Origin of the sequence: Arthrobacter sp. NPDC058288 (assembly GCF_042880995.1) — a bacterium.
In the GTDB taxonomy this organism is placed as follows: domain Bacteria; phylum Actinomycetota; class Actinomycetes; order Actinomycetales; family Micrococcaceae; genus Arthrobacter.
On sequence record NZ_JBHVYH010000002.1, the window covers coordinates 248,242 to 269,721 of the forward strand.

Consider the following 21,480-nt stretch of genomic DNA (forward strand, 5'->3'; position numbering starts at 1 on the left):
CTTCCCCTTCAGCCTAGGGAGCCACGTGATGCCTGTCTAAGTTCATTTTTGTATGCATTGATACCGTTCCTGCATCACGCGGGACGAAGGTGGGCTCTGCCCGCGCAACTAGTTGTCCTGGAACTCGAGCGTCCTCAAGGCCTGGGCGAGTGCGGGGTTGGAGATGCTGCGGCTCCAGATGGCGTGCAGCTCCACCGGATCATCCACGCTGCCCTCCAGTGGCAGGAAGTCGACACCGTGGACGCCCAGCAATGTCGCCGAGTGCGGGACGAAGGCCACTCCTCGCTTGGCCGCCACGAGGGACACCATGGTGAGGATCTGGCTGACGGTGTGGACTACATTGGCGTGCTGGATGGGAATCATGCGGACCACCAGGTCGTAGAAGTATCTGGCCTGCGTTGAGGAATGCATGATCAACGGCTCGTCCCTGAGGTCCTTCTCAGTGATGTCCCGCGTGAGTCCGGCCAGCGGATGGCCGGACGGCACCGCCAGCACCATGGCTTCCCGGTACAGAAGATGCGAATCGAACACTTCGTTATCGAAGGGCGGCCTGGCAAGGCCGAGATCGAGTTCGCCGGAGAGGAGCCCGGCGATCTGCTCACCCGTCACGAGTTCCTGAAGGTCGATGTCGACGTCGGGCAAGTTTGCGGAGATCTCCTCCAGCAGGGGCCCGAGAATGCTGAAGCCGCTGGCTGCAGTGAACCCGATCCGGAGCAGCCCGGAACGTCCGGAGGCGATCCGCCGTGCGGTCACGGGTGCGCGGCTGGCCAGGGCCATCAGTCGGCGGGCCTCGTCCAGGAACGCCCGCCCGGCGGCCGTCAGCTGGACTTTCCGGTTGTCCCGTTCAAGCAGCTCCGCGCCCACTGCCTTCTCCAGCTTCTGGATCTGGCGGCTCAGGGGCGGCTGGGTCATGTTGAGGCGTTCCGCTGCCCTGCCGAAGTGGAGCTCCTCAGCGACGGCGATGAATCCTGCCAGCTGGTCAAAGGTAAACATGATGCCTTCCGGGTATCACTCGATGCATATTTGGGCTTAGACATGCATCATAGTGGCTTCCTACACTCGATACAGCCAACCGGCCGTGATCCGGTTCACAACGTATTGGGGCGTAGCCCTGTAGCGCCAACGAGGAGTTCCAATGATGCACTTCCCCACCCGCCGAGCCGTCCTCGGAACGGCTTCGGCCATTACACTCCTGGCCCTGGCCGCTTGCGGCAACGTCGCTGGCGGCGGCAGCAAGGATTCTTCCAAATATCCCAGCGGACCGATTAGCGTGACCGTCGGCCAGGCGGCCGGCGGCAGCACGGACCTCATTGCCAGGGCTGTCGCCGAGGGTGCCTCAAAGACGCTGGGCACGCCGATGCCGGTAGTCAACAAGCCGGGTGCCAACGGTGCCCTGGCCACCAAGGAAGTGGCGGGCAAGCCCGCCGACGGGCAGAACCTCCTGCTGGTGACGGCGTCGCTCGTTACCATCACGCCGCTGGCCGTTACGGCCGACGAAGCCGTCAACATTGACGACCTGGACATCATCACCGGCCTTTCCCAGGACGATTATGTCCTGGTTGCCAGCCCCCAGTCAGGTTTCAAAAGCATCAAGGACGTGACCAGCGCGGGCCGCAACATCACCTTCGGCACCACGGGCGTGGGCACCGGCAGCCAGCTGGCCCAGACGGTGCTGTTCAAGCAGGCCAACGTGAAGGGCACCGACGTTCCGTTCGACAGCGGCAAGCCGGCGCTGACGGCCGTCCTGGGCAACCAGGTGGAGCTGGCAACCATCCAGCTGGGCGAAGCCATGCCGCAGATCCAGGCCGGGAAGGTGGCGCCGCTGCTGGTCTTCTCCGAGGAGCGCAACACCTTCCTCCCGGATGTGCCCACGGCCAAGGAATCCGGTTATGACGTCCCTGTGGCCCAGTACCGTGCAGTCGCAGCACCCAAGGGGACCCCGCAGGATGTGAAGGACAAGCTGCTGGCGGCCTTCAAGGAGACCTTCAAGTCCGAGGCGTACCAGGAGTTCAACAAGAAGAACATGCTGACCCCCAAGGAAGTCTCCGGGGAGGAAGTGGTCACGCAGTGGAAGGACTACGCAGCCAAGTACAAGTCCCTGGTTGAAAAGTACGACATCAGCCTCAGCGGAACGAAGTGATTCCTGTGAAGGAAACCTCGGCGGACCCGGTGGTTGAAGGCGACCTGCCCGATGACCTGACCCCGGAACAGCTCGCCGCGCAGTGGGAAGACGAAAAGCCGCCTGCCGCCGGCGCCCTGGCCAACGCCGCGTCATCCCTGGTGGTCCTCGGCGTCGGCATCGGTGCAGTGATCCTGTCCGTCGCCATGGGCCTCGGCACTCCGTCAGAACCGCAGCCCGGACTGTGGCCGTTCATCATCAGCTGCGTCATGGTGGCCCTCGGGCTGTTCCAGCTGATTGCGGGCCGGCACAACAGGGACGCGGAAAAGTTCACCCGGATGTCCCTCTCCCCGCTGACCGGCCTGGTAACGCTCGCCGCCATGGTGGCCCTGATGCCCCTCATCGGCTTTGAACTGCCGGCAGTCGTGCTGTGCGTCATCTGGATGGGGTTCCTGGGCGGCGAAACCTGGCGCTCCACCGTGCTCATCAGCGCCATCGTCGTAGCGGCGTTTTACGGCATCTTTGTCCTGGCGCTCGGCACCTCCATACCCCACCTCTTCTAGGAGACCACCGTGGATTTTCTAAATCCCGTCATCAACGGATTCGCCGTTGTCCTGGAGCCCACAAACCTCCTGTACTGCTTGATCGGCGTCGTGATCGGGATGCTGATCGGCGTGCTGCCCGGACTGGGGCCCGCGGCAACCATCGCCATCCTCCTTCCGCTCACCTACAACGTGGAGCCTGTTACCGCCATCATCATGCTGGCGGGCATCTTCTACGGTGCCCAGTACGGCGGCACCATCACCTCCGTGCTCCTGCGGCTTCCCGGCGAAGCGTCGTCCGTGGTCACAGTGTTCGACGGCTACCAGATGGCCAAGCAGGGCAAGGCAGGAACGGCACTGGGCCTGGCAGCCATCGGCTCGTTCATCGGCGGAACCGCGGCGATTATCGGCCTGACGTTCCTGGCTCCGCTCGTGGCCAGCTTCGCGCTGGACTTCGGCCCGCCGGAATACACCGCGCTGGCACTACTGGGCATCCTGCTGGTTGCCACGATCAGCAGTGGCGCGAAGGCCAAGGCCCTCATCGCTGCAGCCCTCGGACTGCTTCTCGCCACGGTCGGCCGGGATATCTTCACGGGCGAAAGCCGGTTCACGTTTGGCAGCCTGGACCTGGCGGACGGGATCGACTTCGTCCCGATCGCCATGGGCATCTTTGGCCTCGGGGAAATCCTCTACAACCTCGAGGAACGGCACCGCGCCGCCAAGGCTCCGTCCAAGGTGGCCAACGTCTGGCCGTCGAGCAAGGAACTCAAACAGGCCTCCGGAGCGATCGGGCGCGGCTCTGTACTGGGATTCTTCCTGGGCATCCTCCCGGGCGGCGGCGCCACCATCGCCTCCATGGCGTCCTACGCCATGGAAAAGAAGCGGGCCAAGCAGCCCGAGCGCTTCGGCAAGGGCGCCCCCGAAGGTGTCGCCGGTCCGGAAACAGCCAACAACGCGGCGGCAACCTCCTCCTTCATTCCGCTGCTCACCCTGGGCATCCCGGCGAACGCCACCATGGCGTTGATGTTCGGCGCCCTGCTGATCCAGGGCGTGACCCCGGGCCCGCAACTGGTTGAACAGGACCCGGAACTCTTCTGGGGTGTCGTGAATTCCATGTACATCGGCAACGTGCTGCTGCTGATCATGAGCCTGCCGCTCGTGGGGATCTTCGTCAAAATCCTCCGCGTCCGCGCCGCCATCCTGGCCCCCGTCACGGCACTTATCACGCTGTTGGGTGCCTACACCATTAACAACAGCATGTTCGAGGTCTCGCTGGTGGTGGTCTTCGGCATCGTGGGCTACCTGATGAAGAAGTTCGGCTTCGAACCCGGACCTCTGGTGCTCGCGTTTGTGCTCGGCGAGCTTCTGGAGAGTTCCATGCGGCGCTCTTTGCTGGTCTTCGGCGGCGACCCCACGGGCTTCTTCGGCCGGCCGATCTCCGCCACGCTGCTTGCGGTGTTTGTCCTGGTGGCGGTGCTGCCGGGGATCAAGTCCTTGCTGGCCAAACGCAAAGCCTCCGTGGCGGCAGAGCCCGTTCCCACCAAAATCAAGGAGAAGGTATGAGCATCATCGTCGGATTCGTTCCCACGCCTGCCGGCGAGGCCGCGCTCACGGCGGGCATCGCCGAGGCAACCCTTCGGAACGAGGACCTGGTGATCGTCAACTCGGCCCGTGAAGGCGCGTTGGTGGACAAGTCCGTGGCGGGCGAGGACGACCTGGCCCGGGCAGCGAAGCGGGCGGCGGAGGCCGGTGTCACGGCAAGAGTCATCCAGCCTCCCTACAACCACGACCTCGCCGACGAATTCCTGGACGTTGCGCGCGAGGCCAATGCCTCCCTGATAGTCATTGGCCTGCGGCACCGTTCGCAGGTGGGCAAGTTCATCCTGGGCAGCCACGCCCAGCGCATCCTGATGCAGGCCGACCGGCCGGTCCTGGCAGTGAAAGCTGACGGAGCGCACTTCTAGGAAAAAGTCCCCAGCCAGCCAAACCTTATCCAGGGGCGGGCCGCGACCCTTCACAGGTCCGGCCCGCCCCTTTGCGCTCCCCTACTTCCGCAGCGCCCCGAGCCCTGAAATCAATGCCTCCAGGCCCAGGCTGAAGGCTATGTCAGCGGGCTTTTCGTGGCCTTGTGCAGCGAGGCTCTGCACGGCGGCCGTGAAGTTGGGCGTTGATTCCGCCATGCTGCCCGGATCGAAGATGTCCGCCGGCGCCGTGACATCGAAGGCGGAGCCGAAAATGAAGGACTCAAGCGCCACAATCGAGGAGATGATGCGTTCCTCGGGGAAGCCGGCCTCCCGCAGCCCGGCGCTGACGGTCTCGTACATGGCCAGGGTCTGCGGCGCATCGGTGACCGGCAGGACCGCGATCACCGGGATCAGCGGCGTGTGCTTGGAAAACACGTCCCGGTAGCTCCATGCCCACCGTCGCACGGCCGCGTCCCACGGTTCGCGGCTGAATGCGGACACGTCCACCAGTGCCGCGAGGTGGTCCTCCACCAATACCAGCACGTCCCTTTTGGACGTCACATGGTTGTAAAGGGCCGACGGCGCCACGTCCAGCGAGCGGGCCAGCGCGGCCATGGTGAGGCCGTCGTAGCCGCTTTTCCCGATCAGCCGCAATGCTGCCTCGGTAATGACCGCCTGGTCCAGTACCGCCGAGGCCGGCCGGCCCGCGCGTCGCTTCGGCGGAGTCGCTGCTTCGGGCGGGTCCGCGGGGGGTTGGGTGGTCTGGCGGGCGGCTGCCGGCATCGTCGGCCTTTCTGCTGGCGGGGTCCCCAGCATTATTCCATTGACCCCTTCCGCGACGGCGCCGGAACCGCTATAGTTTTCCTAAATGAATGGCATTCATTTAGTGGTCCGCATCACTTCCGCGGCCACAGAGAGGACATCATGCTGGAACTTGACCGCGACGTCGTCGTCGTAGGCGCTGGCCCCTCGGGACTCACCGCGGCCCGCGAACTGAAAAAGGCAGGCCTCAGTGTCGCCGTGCTGGAAGCGCGGGACCGTGTGGGCGGCCGCACCTGGACGGACACCATTGACGGCGCCATGCTGGAAATTGGCGGCCAGTGGGTTTCGCCGGACCAGACCGTGCTGCTTGAACTCCTGGATGAGCTGGGCCTGGAAACGTACTCCCGATACCGGGAAGGCGAGTCCATCTACATAGGCGCCGATGGCAAGAAGACCCGCTACACCGGGGACTCCTTCCCGGTCAGCGACACCACGGCCGCCGAAATGGACAAGCTGATCGGCCTGTTGGACGGGCTGGCGGCGGAAATCGGCCCCACGGAGCCCTGGGCACATCCCAAGGCCCGGGAGCTGGACACCATTTCCTTCCATCACTGGCTCCGCCAGAACTCCCCGGACGAAGAAGCGTGCAACAACATCGGCCTGTTCATCGCCGGCGGCATGCTCACCAAGCCCGCGCACGCATTCTCCGCGCTGCAGGCTGTCCTGATGGCCGCCTCCGCCGGATCCTTCAGCCACCTTACGGACGAGGACTTCATCCTGGACAAGCGGGTTGTGGGCGGCATGCAGCAGGTTTCGCTGCTGCAGGCACGCGAACTGGGTGACGACGTCGTCCTTAACAGTCCGGTGCGCATTATTAACTGGACGGAAGAGCACGACGGCGGCCCGCGCGTCACCGTGGTGTCGGAACGGGCCACGGTGAATGCCCGCTTCGTGATCATGGCGGTGCCGCCGAACCTGTATTCGCGGGTTTCCTTCAATCCGCCGCTGCCGCGCAGGCAGCACCAGATGCACCAGCACCAGTCACTGGGCCTGGTCATCAAGGTGCACGCCGTCTACAAGACGCCGTTCTGGCGCGACGCGGGTCTCTCCGGAACCTGCTTCAGCGCCGGCTCGCTGGTGCAGGAGGTGTACGACAACACCAACCACGGGGATTCCCGCGGCACCCTGGTGGGTTTCGTCTCGGACGAGAAGGCCGACGCCGTCTTCGAACTGAGTGCCGAAGAGCGCAAGCGCGCCATCCTGGAATCGATCGCCGCCTTCCTGGGCGACAAAGCGCTGGAGCCCGAGGTGTACTACGAGTCCGACTGGGGCGCGGAGGAATGGACGCGTGGCGCCTACGCCTCCAGCTACGACCTCGGCGGCCTGCACCGGTACGGCAAGGACCAGCACCAGCCCGTGGGCCCTATCTATTGGAGCTCCTCCGACCTGGCAGCCGAGGGCTACCAGCACGTCGACGGCGCCATCCGGATGGGTCAATTGACCGCCGCACGGGTTGCTGCCGTCGCCCACCGCGTTTCGGTCACGCAGTAGGAAACCACCCGACAGATCAGAAAGGAACGGCCAGATGCGGTACGTAGTGGGGTATTCAGCAAATGCCAGAGGCCATGATGCCGTCAATCTGGCCGTCTCACTGGCCCGGGGCCGTGGAGCCACGCTGGAGCTTGTGGTGGCCATCCCGGAGGTGTCGCCTTTCAGCGCGGCCCATGCACCGAAGGCCGGGTTCGAAACCCTGCTCCATGAGCAGGCGCGCACGTGGCTCGATGAGGCGCTGGCGCTGGTCCCGGCCGACGTCCCGGCGGAAGGGCATGTACGCAGCGGCGAGTCCGACGCGCAGACCCTCATGGATGCGTGCGAGGAATTCCAGGCGGACATGCTGATCATCGGGGCCACAAGCAACGGGCTGTTCAAACGGTTCACGATCGGATCCGTGGCCGGTGCGCTGCTCCATGCAGCCACCGTCCCGGTGGCCCTGGCCCCCCACGGATACCACCGGCGGGAAGCCCTGACCCGGATCAGCTGCGGACTCGGTACCCGTCCCGGAGCCGGAGAACTGCTCGACTACGCCGTTTCGATGGCGTCGAACCGTGATGTGCCCTTGCGGGTGGTGTCGCTTTTGACGCTCGACGACGGCGGGTTAGGCCCCGACGGCGGCGAGTCGCCGGACGTCGCCGAAGCGGCCCGCAGCCATGCCGGCAATCGCGTCTCGGCCGCTCTTCCCGGCGGCGAGGCGGGCTCCCGGTTCGCCGCCAAGACGGACGTCGTAGTGGCGCAAGGCCGCAGCATCGAGGAAGCCGTGGACCGGCTCGACTGGGAAGACGGCGAAGTCCTGGTGATCGGATCCAGCAGGCTGGCCAAGGGCCGCTCCATCTTCCTCGGCGCCACCGCGAATCGTATTCTCCGCGCCCTGCCGGTGCCCATGATCGTGGTCCCGGGCGACTACGCACTCAAGCACCAGACCCATTCAACGTCGAATGAAACCTCCGGAGAGGCACCATCATGACCACAGAGCACGCGACGTCCGCGACATCTCAAACCGACCACAAGGGCATTAGTGCCAAAGGCCTGAAGGCCGGATCGGTAGGGCTGATCGGCGCAGTCGTCATCGGCGTCTCCTGCATCGCACCGGCCTACACCCTCACTGCAGCGCTCGGGCCAACAGTGTCCGAGGTCGGTGTACACCTGCCGGCCATCTTCCTGGTGGGATTCATTCCCATGCTCCTCGTGGCGTTCGGCTACCGCGAACTCAACAACGCCATGCCCGACGCCGGGACCTCCTTCACCTGGGCCTCGCGGGCGTTCGGGCCGTGGATCGGCTGGATGGGCGGCTGGGGGCTGATTGCGGCCACCATCATTGTGCTGTCCAACCTGGCCGCCGTTGCCGTCGATTTCTTCTACCTCATGCTGGCCCAGCTCTTCAGTAATCCGGAACTGGGCGAGCTGAGCAAGAACCTGCCGCTCAATATCGCCACAACGCTGGTGTTCATTGCGCTGGCCTGCTGGATTTCCTACCGCGGCATGGAGACCACCAAGGGTGTCCAGTACGTCCTGGTGGCGTTCCAGCTCCTGGTGCTCGGCTGGTTCGCGGTTGCTGCGTTCAGCCATGTTGCCAACGGTTCGGCTTTTGATGCCACAGCCATCTCGCCCGACTGGTTCAATCCGTTCGCCGTTGACTCCTTCTCTTCCTTCGCTGCCGGGGTGTCCCTGTCGATCTTCATCTATTGGGGTTGGGACGTCACGCTCACCATGAACGAGGAAACCCGGAACCCGGAAAAGACGCCGGGCCGCGCCGCGACCGTCACCGTCCTGGTCATCGTGATCATCTACATGACAGTGGCGCTCTCCACCCTGGCGTTCGCCGGCATCGGCGACACCGGCCTCGGCGCGGGCAACCCCGACAACCAGGGCAGCATCTTCGCCGTTCTCGCCGGACCGGTCATGGGTCCGTTCGCCATCCTGATGTCGCTGGCCATCCTGAGCAGCTCAGCCGCTTCCCTGCAGTCCACGTTTGTCTCGCCCGCCCGGACCCTTCTTTCGATGGGCCACTACAAGGCATTACCGTCCAAGTTCGGCCGGATCAGCCCCACCTACAAGTCGCCGAGCTATGCCACCGTTGCCGCAGCCATCGCCGCTGCAGCGTTCTATGTCATCACCCGGACCACGTCCGAGAACGCGCTCTGGGACACCATCACCGCGCTGGGCATGATGATCTGCTTCTACTACGGCATCACAGCCCTGGCCTGCGTCTGGTTCTTCCGCGCCCAGGCCTTCAGCGGAGTCCACGCTTTCTTCTTCAAATTCCTGGCGCCGCTCCTGGGCGGAGTGATCCTGCTGGTCATGTTCTTCAAGACAGCCTATGACTCCATGGATCCTGCCTACGGCTCCGGCTCCTCCGTGGGCGGGGTGGGCCTGGTGTTCATCCTGGGCATGGGCGTGATCCTGCTGGGTGTGGTGCTGATGCTGGTCATGTCCAAGCTCCGCCCGGAGTTCTTCAAGGGGCAGGTCCTGGCGCGGGGAATCTGACCCGCGGGTCACTGGGGCCCCGGGACCAGCGGCTTGTGAACCCCGGACCGTCATTGAAAGTAAGCAAACTTACTAATAGGCTGGGCCGGCGGGGAACTTCCCCGTTCGACACGAACGAGGTGAATGCATGTCTGACACTGAGAACATCAGCAAAGTCACGAAGATCATCAACGGTTCCCACATCGGGATGCTGACCACCATCAACGAAGAAGGCGCGCTGGTCAGCCGGCCGCTGGCCGTCCAGGAAGTCAAGGACGACGGCGACATGTGGTTCTTCACGTCATCGGAAACGTCCCAGGTGGCGCACGTCCGCGCCGACCCGCGGGTGAACGTGTCCTTCGGCAGGAACACCGAATGGGTGTCCGTGGCCGGTACCGCGGAAATCGTCACCGACAGGCAGAAGATCCACGACATGTGGAACCAGGTGGTTGAGGCCTGGTTCCCGGACGGGCCGGACACCCCCGAGGTTGTCCTCTTGCGCGTTGATTCCGACTCCGCTGAATACTGGACCAGCCCGGGCGGCCGGGCTGCCACGGTGCTTCAGTGGGTCAAGTCCAAGGTGACGAACAGCCGCATGAGCGTCGGGGAAAGCGGCACAGTGGAGCTGTAGTCCTCACTGCAGTTGCCGGAGGGCCGCCAGCACCTCCGGCAACAGCACGTCGCTCCGGCCCCACACCGGATCCAGGACTTCCACATACCAGGAATCGGCGAGTAGCAGGGCCAGTGCGTCATTGGTTTCCTCGGACCAGTCGCGGAGTGCCTCTTCGTCCACCGGGTTCTCACTGGACCCGAGGACGGTGACCACCGCATCGCCGTCGAACGTTACCGGGACGGCCGCGGCGCTGACCTCGCCCGGGGCGTGGCCAATGGTGATGAGTTCGGACCTGGTGGAGAGGGCCACGAGTTCCGCTGCCGCCGCGGCGCTGCAGAAGCCTGTCACATATTGCCTCTGGGAATGGCCGGCATCGCCGCGCATTCCCGGCTGGGATTCCTTGGTGAAGAGGCCGTTCCTGTTGATCTCCGCCAGTTCGGCGGCGATGGGCCGCGTCTCCTCGTCGATGCTGGGTGCAAATGTTCCAGGCTGGTATTCGCTGTGGGATTCGAGCCACCGCGCAGTCAGTTCTCCGGCCGCTTCGAGGGTCGTTGCCTGCCGCCAGACTCCCCGGTCCGATCGCAACCTGCCGTGCTGGTCTCGTGTGTCCGTGACTAAAGGCTCCATTATGGGATGCTACCGCCGCCTCTTCCGGCCTTTCCAATGGTTCCGACACACCGGTTAACGTCACGGGGCCGTTTAGCGCGCCCGCACGCCCGCTGCGGTTTCTGCGCGGCCCAGGGCATGTTCCAGCCGGGTGACGGCGGGAAGGTAGCCGGCGGGCTCGACTGCCCGGAGCTGTTCGGCCTCCCGCATGGCCTTGATCAGGGCCGCCGTTTCCGGCCGGCGCACATCTGTCATGTCGGGGTAGTCGATGCAGCACGCGGGATCCAGCTCATAGCGCTGCCATCTACTCAGCACTGTGCGGTGCCGTGCGGCCGCGGCTTCGATCTCCGCCTGTGCGGCTGCATCGTGGAGCCGCGCTTCCTGCCGTGCCATCAGGCGGGGACTCCACACATATGCGGTCACGGCGGTGGCGGTGGCAAGGAGTCCCGCGCCGAGGCCCAGCCACGGCGACGCCAGGAAAGGTATGAGGACAGCCGGGAACACCACCACCAGTCCGGCGAAGCCGTCCCAGAAGACGGCGTCTGTCATTTGCCCGGCGTCGCGCCTCGCGTGGTACCGCGCCGAATAGACTGCGCCAGCCACGCCGCACACCACGACGGCGGCACAGACTGCTAGCTGTAGGGGCCCCATAGGGACCGATTCCGTGATGACAGACACCGTTCCACCTCCCACGGAACCTGCCCGGGCTGGCTGGTTCCGCTACTTCAATTGGAATCCCGCCGCACGGGTGCGTCAATGGGCGGTGCCCGGCTTGATGCGCCTGAAAGCGGTGGCCCGGCCCCGTTCCGGGCCGGCCCGCGCCCCGGTAGCCTAGGCACCATGCGACTAAAAATGTGCAGTATCCACGTCAAGGATCCGGCCGCGGCCCACGAGTTCTATACCGAGACGCTGGGTTTTGAAACGCTTATGGCCATGCCCGAATACAACCTGTACATCGTGAAGGACCCCGGCTCCGTCGGGGGTAGTTCGGGATCCGTCGGGCTCCTGCTGGAGCCCAGCGATAATCCCATTGCGGCCACCTACATGAACGGCCTCCACGACGCCGGACTGCCGGCGATCGTCTTCGGTGTCCCCGATGTGCGGGCCGAGTACAAGCGGCTGGCAGCCCTCGGCGTCATCTTCCAGGGCGAACCGGCAGACGGCCCCACGGGGATTTCGGTGGTGCTGGACGACGGCTGCGGGAACTACGTCCAGCTGCACCAGGACTAGTAAGTCGTCACCTGGACTGGGGGCCAGGGGACTCTGGACCGGGCCCGGAGGCCGGCTGGTACTGTGGCCGCATGAGCGCAGCATTGGTACGGCCCAGGAATGGCAAAATGATCGCCGGCGTCTGCGCCGGCCTCGCAGCCCGGTTCGGCGTTTCAAAAGCCCTCGTCCGCATCGGCTTTGTGCTGTTCGGCCTGTTCGGCGTGGGGGAACTGGTCTACATCGCCTTGTGGATCATCATGCCCAAGGAGTAACGCCGCCCGGTCAGCGGGGAGGCGCCACTGATTCCCGAAGAACCAGGGCGCAGTCCAGAACTGCGGGTTGGGCCGCCAACGCGCCTGAATCCGGCTTGCCCTCAATGGCATCCATGAGGTGTTCCGCCGCCAATGCGCCCATCGCGTAGTGGGGCAGTTGTATTGTGGTCAGCGCCGGATATAGGTTTTCGGCAATGAGTTCCTGGTTGCCGAAGCCCACCACCGACAACTCGTCGGGAATCCTGAGGCCCAGTTCGCTGGCGGCCCGGTACAGCCCCATGGCCATCGGGTCGTTGAAGCAGAACGCCGCCGTCGGTGGGTCCTCGAGCTGCAGCAGGCGCAGGGCGGCCTGATACCCTCCGGCCGCGTCGGACCGTCCTGACTGAACCAGTTCGGCACGGACCTCCAGGCCGGCATGGGCCAGTGTCTCCTTGAACGCACGCAACCGGGAATTCCCGGCCGGGACGTCATCCGTGGTGGTGACCATTCCGATCCTGGTGTGGCCGGCATCGACCAGGTACCGGACGGCACTGCCTGCGCCGGCTTCCCGGGCCGGGAGCACCGACAGGACGGACCGGTTGAGGTCCTCGGCGTTCACGAGCAAGGCCGGGCACCCGGCAACGCCGGCTGGCATGCGGAGCCGGCGGTGTGCCGTGGCAACGTAGAGGATCCCGTCCACCTTGCGGCCCAAGAGTGCCGCCACCTGGGATTCCCGGGCGTCCTCGGAACCGGTGCCGGCAAAGTTGATGACCATCATGTTGTAGCCCCGCCGTCTGGCTGCCTCGTCGGTGCCGAGGAGCACCCGGCCGGCCTGCGGAGCCGTGGCCAGGTCTTCACAGATCACCCCGATGACCCCGGAACGCCGGGTCCGCAGGGCCCTGGCCAGCCGGTTCGGATGGTATCCGAGCCGGTGCGCGGCTTCGTGGACCCGGTCCCGGGTTTCAGCGCCTACCCGGGCGTAGGCCACGTTGTTGAGGACCTGGGAGACGGTGGTGACGGACACTCCTGCGGCGGCTGCCACGTCCTTGATTCCCACTGCCTTAGTGTTCATGCATCTCCCGTGTCATCTTGTCCTGAGGCGATTCTATGTCCGGCTCACTCGGCCCGGAGACGGTAGGCGTCACGGGTCACACCTGTTCAATCGTCCGCGGCGGGAGCAGAATGAAGCAACAACATTGGTGGTGATGCCGGTGGCGCTGGTAATCGTGATTGTGTGCACGCTGTTCCTGCTGGTTGCCATTATCCTGGTCATCGTCTGGGGCGGGCGCCCCTTCCGGCGGCCCGCCGACACTAGTGCCCCGGCTTCCCCCTTCCGGCTCTACCTCTGGTGGGCCAACGTGGCAACGGCGGCCGCCCTCGCTTCGGGGATCCTGGTGGCGTGGGCCGGCGGCAGGCTGGCGATGCGCATACTGGCCCTCACCTCTCCGGCATCAGCCCAGGGCCGTCTTACCGAAGCGCAGGCGAACGTCGGATTCCCCACGATCGACGGCAGTATTGCCCTGTTGTTCTTCGGGGGACTGCCGGCAGGCTTCGCCGCGGCTTTCATCTACTTGTTCATCCGCCGCTGGCTCCCCGCCGGCCGCTGGGCGGGCCCCGCGCTGGGGGTGTTGCTCCTCCTGGTCTTCGGAGCCTCCGTGGATCCGCTTCGGGCGGAGAACATCGACTTCGCCATCGTGGGGCCGGGCTGGCTTTCCGTGGCACTCTTTTCGGCGCTGGCCGTCCTGCACGGCGCGGTGGCGGCCGCCGTGGCCGGCGCGTTCAGCCAGCGTCTTCCGCTGCCGTCCGGCCGCGACTGGAAGTACTACCTCCCGCTCGTCGGAGCCATCCTGTTCCTGCCCGTCGGCGTCCTGCTCGGCATCGGTGCGCTGGTTGTCATACTGTGCTCGTGGCTCGCGCATGTTGGCCGCGCCGGGCGGGAACCTGTGCAAAGGGGTCCGAATGAAGTCCGGTCCGCGCGTGCCCTGCGGCGGGCAACAGCGCTGTCCTGGGGCGGCCGCGCGGCTCTGGGCCTGGCTGCAGTCGCGGCCCTGCCCCCGTTCATCACCGCTGTCGTGTCGATTATCTCGCGCTGATCCTGTCCGGCCCTGCAGCGGAAGTTTCGGGAATGGCCGGTGGCGTGCGGGCGTCGATCGCTGCGGTGAGCGCGGCCAGTACCTCGTCCTGGGCACCGCCGGCATCGATGCGGATGAATCCGGGGAACTCGGGAAGGGCGCGGTAGCCCTCGCTAAGGGCCGTCAGTTCTTCGAGCGTTTCGGTGTCCGTGCCGCGCAGGAGGATGCGTTCCAGGGCCTGCTCCGGAGCGACGTCGAAGTGGATCACCAGGTCCGGTTCGGGAAGGCGGCGCAGTAGCCAGCGGAGCAACCGGCCGGGCGGGAGGCCCCGGACGTTGCGCAGGGCAAGCTGGCAATAAAGATGCCGGTCCATGACTACCAGGCCCGAAAAGTTGCGGGCGCGGGCGTGGGACACCAGGACGTTGACCGTCCGGATGACGCTCTCCAGTGCGTCCGCAAGGCGGGGGTTGAGAGGAATTCCGGAGCGCTTCGACCACTGCGAGATATTGCGGCGGCCGGCATGGTTGCGTAGCAGCAGGGCGTTGCCGCCGGACAGGCGTGCGGCTTCGACGGCGCCGCGTGCGGCGGTGGTCTTTCCGGCACCGTCAATTCCGGTGAGGACTATTAGCAGGGGTGGCTCGTTTCGTTGGGGCTGGCAGATCGTGCGCCGGAGGCGTTTCGGCCGTTGACGGGGTTGCCTATCGTTTAACGCGGGGCCGGCCCTGATTGTCCCGGCGGAACTTGTTTTCTGTTTGCCGTCCCGATTTCATGCGCCGTTAATGGCGGGGTTCTAGCGTGGTTCTTCAGGCACCATCCGCTAGAAGGGATCCATCATGGCCGACATTGCTGCTGTGCTGGGACGGCTCACCCCGGAAGAGCTTGACGAGCTCCGGGAGATTGGTCCCCAGGGGCACCTCACCAGGCGACTTGTTGATGCCCTGGACAGGGCGGCCGGCGGTTCAGGCGCGGGCCGGGGCTATTACGTTCCTACGGGGAGCGTGAGTGCAACCGGAGGACCCCACCTCGTGCTGCGGAGCGACGTCTCCGCGTGGCTGTTCGGCGCGGGACCGCAGATTCCGCACGGGAACCAAACGGAAGAAGCAACCGACGGGCCCGGACGGCAGGAATCTGACTGGTCGGAACTGCGTCCCGGCGACAAGGTGGCGGTTGTGCGGGGCAAACGCGTCACGGCGTCGGGAATTGTTGATGCCATGACAGAAGACGCATCCACGGTGTGGGTCCTTTTCGAAGGCGTTGCGCCCCGGCGAATGTTTCACCGAGGCGACCCGGACGACCTTCGTCCCGTTCGCTGAACTCCCCCAGGAATCAGCGGTTTACTCGGCCTTGGCGCGGGCTTTCTTCGCGTCCTTCTTGGCCGCTTCATCCTTGACGCGCTGCGCTTCGGCGCGGACTGCGGCGTGCGTGGAGCGCTCGGCGACCAGCCATGCCGGGGGAGCCTGCAGCAGCGAGGTGATTTCTGCCGTCGTGAGTGCTTCTTCGACACCGCCGCGGGCAAGGCCGCTGATGGAAACGTTCAGCTTCTGCGCCACCACCGGGCGGGGGTGCGGGCCGTTGCGGCGGAGCTCCGCCAGCCACTCCGGCGGGTTGGCCTGGAGTTCGGCGAAATCGGCGCGGGTGATAACCGAATCCTGGAACTCCTGGGGTGTTGCGGGCAGGTAGATGCCAAGCTTCTTGGCAACGGTGGCCGGCTTCATGGACTGGGAGTTTGCAGAGGTCATGCTTCAAGGGTATCCGGCGGGGGACCGTACCCTAGCACTGGCGGTACTGTGAACGTGTGTCCGCTGAAGAAGAATTGCCGCAAGTACCCGCTCCCGCTGAACCGGAAGGCCGCGTGCTGCGCTTCGCCTACGTTGCCGGCGTGACGCCGGGGAAGTGGATCCGGCGCTGGGAAGAGCGGATGCCGGATGTTCCGTTGCAGTCCTTTATGTCCGACGACGGCGCCCAGCTGCTGGTCCTCCGGGACGGTTCCGCCGACCTCAGCTTCGTTCGCCTGCCGGTGGAGCGCGAGGGTCTCAACGTGATTCCCCTGTACGAGGAGCAGCCTGTGGTGGTTGCTCCCAAGGGGCATGAGATCTCGGTGTTCGAAGAGGTGGACCTGGCGGACCTTGCCGCGGAGAACTTCCTGGATGTGGCGGAGCTCGGCGGCCCGGAAGCCGCGTTGCAGGTAGTTGCCTCCGGTGCCGGGCTCGCCATCCTGCCGATGTCCGTTGCCCGCCACTTCAACGTCAAGGACACGGTAGCGCGGAAACTCACCGGCGCACCCACGACACAGATCGCCCTTGCCTGGCCCAACGAGGCCACGCGTGGAGCCGCGGATGACGCCGACAAACTGGCCATGGATGAAGTGATCGAGGAGTTCATCGGGATTGTCCGAGGGCGGACCGCCCAGAGCTCCCGCCAGCCGTCCGCGAAGGTGGAGCCGCCCAAGAAGGAACCGAAGCCGGACCGGAGGGGGACAGGCGTCAAGAAGCCCAAGGTGGCGCAGCGCTACGCTCCCAACCCGGACAAGGGCCGCGGCAAGGGATCGCGCAAGAAGGGCAAGCGCTAGGGCTCAGGCGGTGCAGGCGTCCTTGAGTGCGGTGACGGATTCCGCGGGAACCTGATCGCCCGACGCGGCGATCTGACGCAGCGGAGTGGTGATCTCGGACGGTACGCCTGCGGTCTCGGCGCCGGCCACGAGGCCGCCCAGGAGTTCCTTGTCCTTCACGCTGACAAGCCCGTCCTCCACCAGCGCACACACCTGGCCCTTGACCTGGTCCGCGGCCGCGGTGGCGACTTGGGACGCGCCGTCGCTCACGGCCTTTTCAGCTGCGTCCTGGACCTGCCCGCAACCGGTCAATACAACGATGAGGGCGGCAGTGGACAGGGCGGCGAGGCGGGATTTCATTGTTCCAGCGTAGCAAGCGGTGCTGTGCGGCCGCGGGCGGGGTTCCTGCCGTTAGCCGGTGATGCGCGACGTAGTGCCGCGGACCACGAGTGTGGGTTCGATCAGCTTGCGGCCCGGCGCCTGGCCGGGGTCCTGGATCCGTGCGAGCAGAGTCTGCGCGGAGTCCGCTCCCACCACGTCACTACGGTTGTCCACGGTGGTGATGTCCAGATACCGCGACTTCGCCAGCGGCGAGTTGTCGTAGCCGATCACCGACAAGTCATCCGGAACGGACCGGCCCCGTGCCTTCGCTGCAGCAAAGGCGCCCACTGCCATGGTGTCGTTGGCCGCGAAGATAGCCGTGGTGTCGGAGTAGCGGTCCAGCAGCCAGCAGGCCGACGCGTACCCGTCCTCTTCGGACGTTCCCCCGGATTCTCCTGCGATCCGCGCCTCCAGGCCTGCTGCCGCCATGCGGCCGCGGAAGCCCTCACGCCGGTGCGCAGCCGCCCCGTCCGAGCCGGAAAGATGGCCGATCCGGGTATGGCCGAGCTCCAGCAGGTGGCCGGCTGCGAGGCGGCCGCCGCCGTCGTCGTCGTTCGTGATGAGGTCGGCGCCGGCCGGGACCCCATTCCGCCAGCCGGCGACGACGGTGGGAACCCAGGTGCCTGCGAGCATGGGCTCGCTGGGTTCCGCGGCGATCACCAGGCCCGCGACGTGCATGGCAAGGAGGCCGTCGGTTGCCTCCTTGATCCGGTTCTGGCCCGGCCGCGAGTCCGCCACGGTGACCTGGTAGCCGTGCACCTCGAGGGCGGATTCCATGCCGCGCAACAGATCGACGAACCACGGGTTCCGGAAGTCGTCGATCACCAGCCCGATGCTCTTCGTCTGGCTGCTGGCGAGTGCGGTGGCGGCGCGGCTGGGCCTGTACCCGAGTTGCGAGATGGCGGCCAGCACGGCCTCCCGCCGCTTATCGCTGACCCTGGAGGGGTTCTGCAGGACCAGGGACACCAACGATGGCGAAACGCCGGCGCTTTTGGCGACGTCATAGATCGTGGGGCGTCGGGACCGGGGGGTGTTCAGCGTCATGGAGAGCCTTTCGTGTCTCGCTATCGAGGATAGCCTCACGATCATTGACAGGACATATAGACAAAGCTACGCTCTTTTCAGCGGACATTTTTGTAGCGCTACAATTTTCCGGACAGGCGGCAGGCCTGGCCGAATTTCAAAGGAGAAATCAATGGCTGAAAGCCTCGGCATCGCCGTCATTGGCGCAGGGATGGCCGGCAAGGCCCACGCCGCTGCGTACCGGACGGCCTCCACGCTGTATAGCCCCGTGCTTCCCGAGGTGCGGCTCGTCTCGATCGGCGACGTCAACGCCGAATTCGGGTCGCTGGCTGCCCGGCGCTTCGGCTACGAACGCAACGACACCTCGTGGCAGGCCATCGCCGAAGCCGATGACATCGACGTCGTCAGTGTGGTCATCGCCAACTCCCTCCACCGCGAAGTCGTCGAAGGCCTGCTCGCCGCCGGCAAGCACGTGCTGTGCGAAAAGCCGCTGAGCGACTCCCTCGAGGACGCCCGGGCCATGGCTGAGGCCGCCCGCAATGCGAGTTCGATTGCCCGGATCGGCTTCACCTTCCGCCGAACGCCGGGCATCGCCTACATCCGCGACCTCATCCGCAGCGGCGTCCTCGGCAAAGTGCTGCACTTCAGCGGCCGCTACTGGACCGACTACGGCTTCAGCCCCTCCGCTCCCATGAGCTGGCGCTACAAGGGCAGCCCCGGCTCCGGTGCGCTTGCCGACGTCGGAAGCCACCTGGCCTACGTCTCCGAGTTCCTCTGCGGAGACATCCAGTCCATCAGCGGCGGACGCCTTAGCACTGCGATCCACAAGCGGCCCCTGCCGCTCGGCGCAGTCATCGGGCATGATCATGCCGCGGTCAGCGACACCTTTGAAGCCGTGGAGAACGACGACTACGCAGCATTCAACGCAGAGTTCGCCAACGGTGCCGGCAGCTTTGAAGTCTCGCGGGTTGCAGCCGGACACGCCAACAGCCTCAACTTCGAGGTGTTCTGCGAGAACGGTGCCGCCAAGTTCGACCAGCGCCGCCCTGCTGAAATCCAGCTGTTCCTCAACGATGAATCGGGCAATGAAAACGGCTACCGCCAAGTGATCCTCGGCCCGGGCCACCCCTACATCGCCGGCGGCCTCGCCATGGACGCCCCCGAAGTCGGGTTCGGCCAGAACGATGCCTTCGGCTACCAGGCCCGTGCCTTCCTCGAAGAGGTGGCCGGCCTCAGCGAAGCCGAGTCGCTGCCCCGCTGCGCCACGTTCGACGAGGGCGTGCGCAATATGGAGCTGCTCGGTGCCGTCACTGAATCCGCGCTCAACAACGGAAAGAAAATCACGCTATGAAACTCGGCGTCTACAACGCAATCCTGCACGACCGGCCGCTTCCCGAGGCCCTGAAGGTCATCGCCGACCTCGGACTCACCGGCATTGAAATCAACACCGGCGGATTCCTGCCGGCCGTCCACGTACCCAACATGGACCAGATCCTGGAAAGCGACGCGGCCCGGGATGACTACCTGGCGATCTTCGAAGGGACCGGCGTCTCTATCGCCGGTCTGAACTGCAACGGCAATCCGCTGCACCCGAAGCGGGAGATCGGCGAGAAGCACGCCGAGGACATCCGCCGTTCCATCCGGCTGGCCCACCGCCTGGGACAGGACCGCGTGGTGACCATGTCCGGCCTGCCCGGCGGCGAACCCGGAGCAACCACGGTCAACTGGGTGGTCAACGCCTGGAACTCGGCCGCCCTGGACGTGCTCGACTACCAGTGGGGCATCGCGGCCGACTTCTGGAAGGAAACCGACCGGCTCGCAGCCGATCACGGCGTCAAGGTGGCCCTGGAGCTGCACCCGCAGAACATCGTGTTCAATACCGCCGACGTCCACAAGCTCATCGAACTCACCGGCGCCACCCACGTGGGCGTCGAACTGGACGCCTCACACCTGTTCTGGCAGCAGATGGATCCGGTGGCCGTGGTCCGCGAACTCGGCCCGCTGGTGTTCCAGGCCGCGGCGAAGGACGTCCGCGTCAATACTGAGAACGCGGCGCTCTACGGCGTCCTGGACAACAGCTTCCGCCGGCTCGCACCGGAGGAAAACCGCACCAACCTCGGGGGAGGCGAATGGGCCAACGAGTGGCCCAAAAACTCGGCCTGGGACTTTGTGGCACTGGGCCGCGGGCACGACACCGCGTACTGGACGGAGTTCCTGCGCGCGCTGTACGAGGTGGACCCCAACATGCTGGTCAACATCGAGCACGAGGACACCTCGCTGGGCCGGATCGAGGGCCTCCAGGTGGCAGCCAAGGTCCTCCGGGATGCTGACGCCGCACTGGCGGCGTCGTTGCACCTGACGTCCTAATACCTGTCTGTTCCTTCTGCGGCGGGCGGTTGGGGTCATCATCGGATGACCCCGACCGCTCCTTTTTGCTTTAAAGCGACGCCGGAATTTACCGTGCCGGTTCAGTTCCGTGATCTCCCGGAAATAAAGAAACTATGTACTTGTGGACATCCGATGCTGTAAAAATGAAACAAAACGGCATTGAGAGTTTATTTGGTCCATCTAATAGACACTCGCACGATGGAGTGTTTGCCCAGTTTCCAGAGGAGTACATGTGGTTGTCGCAGCTGTCGATCCCGGTTCCACAGACATCACCCCCTTGATCCACCACCCCGTGCTCTGGGCGGCCGCGGCGGGCGTCTTCGCCGTTGTCATCCTCCAGTCGGTGATCTACTTCAAAGCCATCCGGAAGGCGGCGCCGGCCGCCGACCTGACCGCTGAACAGGTCAACAGTTCCGTGCGCTCCGGGGCCGTGGCGGCGATTGGGCCCTCCCTTGCCGTCGCCCTGATCGCCATCTCGCTGCTGCCCCTGTTCGGAACCCCCGCAGTGCTGACACGCATCGGCCTGGTGGGCTCAGCCGCCTTCGATGTCGCGGCGGCCGGCATCTCGGCAGGCACACAGGGCGCCCAGCTGGGCGGCCCCACCTACACCCAGAGGATCTTCGCCCTCGCCTTTGCCGCCATGACCATCGGCGGCCTGGTCTGGATGCTGACCGCGCTGATCCTGACGCCCATCCTCAGCAAAGGCGACGCGAAGCTCCGCAAGGTAAACCCTGCCGTCATGGCGATTGTGCCGACGGCGGCGCTGCTGGGGGCGTTCTTCACGCTCGCCTTCCAGGAGGTACTCAAGTCTCCTGTCCACCTGGTCACCATGCTCGCCTCAGCGGCGGCGATGGGCGTCTGCCTCCTGCTGGCCCACAAGTTCCGGCTTCCCTGGCTCCGGGAATGGGGATTGGGGATCTCCATCATTGCGGCACTTTCAGCCGCCTTTCTTATGACCGCAGCAGCCTGAAACCGCCGACAG

General features: G+C 65.3%; 25 protein-coding genes. 16 read left to right on the top strand and 9 right to left on the bottom strand.

The genetic code is table 11. From position 1 onward, the window contains the following. Positions 1 to 108: 108 nt before the first annotated feature. Positions 109 to 993 carry a LysR family transcriptional regulator gene (locus tag ACFVWT_RS09895; RefSeq protein ID WP_390247543.1) on the bottom strand — a complete coding sequence of 295 codons (885 nt, stop codon included), beginning with the start codon at positions 991 to 993 and terminating at the stop codon, positions 109 to 111. A 142-nt stretch (positions 994 to 1,135) separates the two neighbouring features. Here ACFVWT_RS09895 and ACFVWT_RS09900 point away from each other — a divergent pair, with 142 nt between their 5' ends. Genes ACFVWT_RS09900 through ACFVWT_RS09915 form a run of 4 tightly spaced genes read left to right on the top strand, consistent with a single transcriptional unit; the run spans position 1,136 to position 4,625 of the window. Beyond that, positions 1,136 to 2,140, top strand: coding sequence for a Bug family tripartite tricarboxylate transporter substrate binding protein (locus tag ACFVWT_RS09900; protein WP_390247545.1), 1,005 nt, complete (start codon positions 1,136 to 1,138; stop codon positions 2,138 to 2,140). Between the two features lie 5 nt (positions 2,141 to 2,145). Beyond that, on the top strand, positions 2,146 to 2,682 hold the full coding sequence (locus ACFVWT_RS09905) for a tripartite tricarboxylate transporter TctB family protein (RefSeq protein ID WP_390247547.1): 537 nt from the start codon (positions 2,146 to 2,148) through the stop codon (positions 2,680 to 2,682). Positions 2,683 to 2,691: 9 nt separating this feature from the next. After that, complete coding sequence (locus tag ACFVWT_RS09910; RefSeq protein WP_390247549.1) at positions 2,692 to 4,224, top strand: tripartite tricarboxylate transporter permease; 1,533 nt, start codon at positions 2,692 to 2,694, stop codon at positions 4,222 to 4,224. After that, the gene (locus ACFVWT_RS09915; protein WP_390247551.1) at positions 4,221 to 4,625 is read left to right on the top strand and encodes a universal stress protein; all 405 of its coding nucleotides are present in this window, start codon (positions 4,221 to 4,223) and stop codon (positions 4,623 to 4,625) included. Before ACFVWT_RS09910 ends, ACFVWT_RS09915 begins: the two co-directional genes overlap by 4 nt. Before the next feature lie 81 nt (positions 4,626 to 4,706). On the opposite strand, the gene ACFVWT_RS09920 is transcribed toward ACFVWT_RS09915, so the two are convergent. Further along, positions 4,707 to 5,408 carry a TetR/AcrR family transcriptional regulator gene (locus ACFVWT_RS09920; protein WP_390247553.1) on the bottom strand — a complete coding sequence of 234 codons (702 nt, stop codon included), beginning with the start codon at positions 5,406 to 5,408 and terminating at the stop codon, positions 4,707 to 4,709. A gap of 141 nt (positions 5,409 to 5,549) precedes the next feature. Here ACFVWT_RS09920 and ACFVWT_RS09925 point away from each other — a divergent pair, with 141 nt between their 5' ends. The 4 genes from ACFVWT_RS09925 (at position 5,550) to ACFVWT_RS09940 (ending at position 10,038) form a co-directional block, all read left to right on the top strand. Beyond that, on the top strand, positions 5,550 to 6,938 hold the full coding sequence (locus tag ACFVWT_RS09925; protein ID WP_390247555.1) for a flavin monoamine oxidase family protein: 1,389 nt from the start codon (positions 5,550 to 5,552) through the stop codon (positions 6,936 to 6,938). A gap of 34 nt (positions 6,939 to 6,972) precedes the next feature. Next, entirely contained in the window at positions 6,973 to 7,908 is a 936-nt protein-coding gene (locus tag ACFVWT_RS09930) for a universal stress protein (protein ID WP_390247557.1), read from the top strand. Beyond that, positions 7,905 to 9,428, top strand: a complete 1,524-nt coding sequence (locus ACFVWT_RS09935) for an APC family permease (protein ID WP_390247559.1) — start codon at positions 7,905 to 7,907, stop codon at positions 9,426 to 9,428. The genes ACFVWT_RS09930 and ACFVWT_RS09935 overlap by 4 nt, the downstream gene beginning before the upstream one ends. Positions 9,429 to 9,555: 127 nt before the next feature. Beyond that, entirely contained in the window at positions 9,556 to 10,038 is a 483-nt protein-coding gene (locus ACFVWT_RS09940) for a pyridoxamine 5'-phosphate oxidase family protein (protein WP_390247561.1), read from the top strand. A gap of 3 nt (positions 10,039 to 10,041) precedes the next feature. Here ACFVWT_RS09940 and ACFVWT_RS09945 read toward each other — a convergent pair whose 3' ends face one another. Beyond that, positions 10,042 to 10,647, bottom strand: coding sequence for a DUF6919 domain-containing protein (locus ACFVWT_RS09945; protein ID WP_390247563.1), 606 nt, complete (start codon positions 10,645 to 10,647; stop codon positions 10,042 to 10,044). A 72-nt stretch (positions 10,648 to 10,719) separates the two neighbouring features. Continuing rightward, positions 10,720 to 11,229, bottom strand: a complete 510-nt coding sequence (locus tag ACFVWT_RS09950) for a hypothetical protein (protein WP_390247565.1) — start codon at positions 11,227 to 11,229, stop codon at positions 10,720 to 10,722. 237 nt (positions 11,230 to 11,466) lie between these two features. Here ACFVWT_RS09950 and ACFVWT_RS09955 point away from each other — a divergent pair, with 237 nt between their 5' ends. Continuing rightward, positions 11,467 to 11,856 carry a VOC family protein gene (locus ACFVWT_RS09955; RefSeq protein WP_390247567.1) on the top strand — a complete coding sequence of 130 codons (390 nt, stop codon included), beginning with the start codon at positions 11,467 to 11,469 and terminating at the stop codon, positions 11,854 to 11,856. 71 nt (positions 11,857 to 11,927) lie between these two features. Further along, the gene (locus ACFVWT_RS09960) at positions 11,928 to 12,107 is read left to right on the top strand and encodes a PspC domain-containing protein (protein ID WP_209741772.1); all 180 of its coding nucleotides are present in this window, start codon (positions 11,928 to 11,930) and stop codon (positions 12,105 to 12,107) included. A 10-nt stretch (positions 12,108 to 12,117) separates the two neighbouring features. On the opposite strand, the gene ACFVWT_RS09965 is transcribed toward ACFVWT_RS09960, so the two are convergent. After that, the gene (locus ACFVWT_RS09965) at positions 12,118 to 13,158 is read right to left on the bottom strand and encodes a LacI family DNA-binding transcriptional regulator (RefSeq protein ID WP_390247569.1); all 1,041 of its coding nucleotides are present in this window, start codon (positions 13,156 to 13,158) and stop codon (positions 12,118 to 12,120) included. Positions 13,159 to 13,297: 139 nt separating this feature from the next. Between ACFVWT_RS09965 and ACFVWT_RS09970 the strand changes: the two genes are divergently transcribed. Further along, positions 13,298 to 14,179, top strand: a complete 882-nt coding sequence (locus ACFVWT_RS09970; protein WP_390247571.1) for a hypothetical protein — start codon at positions 13,298 to 13,300, stop codon at positions 14,177 to 14,179. Here the strand turns inward: ACFVWT_RS09970 and ACFVWT_RS09975 are convergent. Further along, positions 14,166 to 14,885 carry a dTMP kinase gene (locus tag ACFVWT_RS09975; protein WP_390247840.1) on the bottom strand — a complete coding sequence of 240 codons (720 nt, stop codon included), beginning with the start codon at positions 14,883 to 14,885 and terminating at the stop codon, positions 14,166 to 14,168. The two genes, ACFVWT_RS09970 and ACFVWT_RS09975, sit on opposite strands and share 14 nt — an antisense overlap. Before the next feature lie 106 nt (positions 14,886 to 14,991). On the opposite strand from ACFVWT_RS09975, the gene ACFVWT_RS09980 reads away from it, so the two are divergent. Beyond that, positions 14,992 to 15,471: a hypothetical protein gene (locus ACFVWT_RS09980; protein WP_390247573.1), complete on the top strand. Its 480-nt coding sequence runs from the start codon at positions 14,992 to 14,994 to the stop codon at positions 15,469 to 15,471. A 21-nt stretch (positions 15,472 to 15,492) separates the two neighbouring features. Here ACFVWT_RS09980 and ACFVWT_RS09985 read toward each other — a convergent pair whose 3' ends face one another. Then, positions 15,493 to 15,897: a DUF5997 family protein gene (locus tag ACFVWT_RS09985; protein ID WP_390247575.1), complete on the bottom strand. Its 405-nt coding sequence runs from the start codon at positions 15,895 to 15,897 to the stop codon at positions 15,493 to 15,495. Positions 15,898 to 15,953: 56 nt separating this feature from the next. Here ACFVWT_RS09985 and ACFVWT_RS09990 point away from each other — a divergent pair, with 56 nt between their 5' ends. Continuing rightward, positions 15,954 to 16,727 (top strand): LysR family transcriptional regulator substrate-binding protein, encoded by a 774-nt coding sequence (locus ACFVWT_RS09990; protein ID WP_390247577.1) that lies wholly within the window; start codon positions 15,954 to 15,956, stop codon positions 16,725 to 16,727. 3 nt (positions 16,728 to 16,730) lie between these two features. Here ACFVWT_RS09990 and ACFVWT_RS09995 read toward each other — a convergent pair whose 3' ends face one another. Next, positions 16,731 to 17,066: a hypothetical protein gene (locus ACFVWT_RS09995; protein WP_390247579.1), complete on the bottom strand. Its 336-nt coding sequence runs from the start codon at positions 17,064 to 17,066 to the stop codon at positions 16,731 to 16,733. Between the two features lie 51 nt (positions 17,067 to 17,117). Beyond that, positions 17,118 to 18,131: a LacI family DNA-binding transcriptional regulator gene (locus tag ACFVWT_RS10000; RefSeq protein ID WP_390247581.1), complete on the bottom strand. Its 1,014-nt coding sequence runs from the start codon at positions 18,129 to 18,131 to the stop codon at positions 17,118 to 17,120. Between the two features lie 151 nt (positions 18,132 to 18,282). Here ACFVWT_RS10000 and ACFVWT_RS10005 point away from each other — a divergent pair, with 151 nt between their 5' ends. From ACFVWT_RS10005 to ACFVWT_RS10015, 3 genes are all read left to right on the top strand, one after another. Next, complete coding sequence (locus tag ACFVWT_RS10005; protein ID WP_390247583.1) at positions 18,283 to 19,461, top strand: Gfo/Idh/MocA family protein; 1,179 nt, start codon at positions 18,283 to 18,285, stop codon at positions 19,459 to 19,461. Next, entirely contained in the window at positions 19,458 to 20,477 is a 1,020-nt protein-coding gene (locus ACFVWT_RS10010) for a sugar phosphate isomerase/epimerase family protein (RefSeq protein ID WP_390247585.1), read from the top strand. The genes ACFVWT_RS10005 and ACFVWT_RS10010 overlap by 4 nt, the downstream gene beginning before the upstream one ends. A gap of 253 nt (positions 20,478 to 20,730) precedes the next feature. After that, complete coding sequence (locus tag ACFVWT_RS10015) at positions 20,731 to 21,468, top strand: DUF5058 family protein (RefSeq protein ID WP_390247586.1); 738 nt, start codon at positions 20,731 to 20,733, stop codon at positions 21,466 to 21,468. Positions 21,469 to 21,480 lie beyond the last annotated feature (12 nt).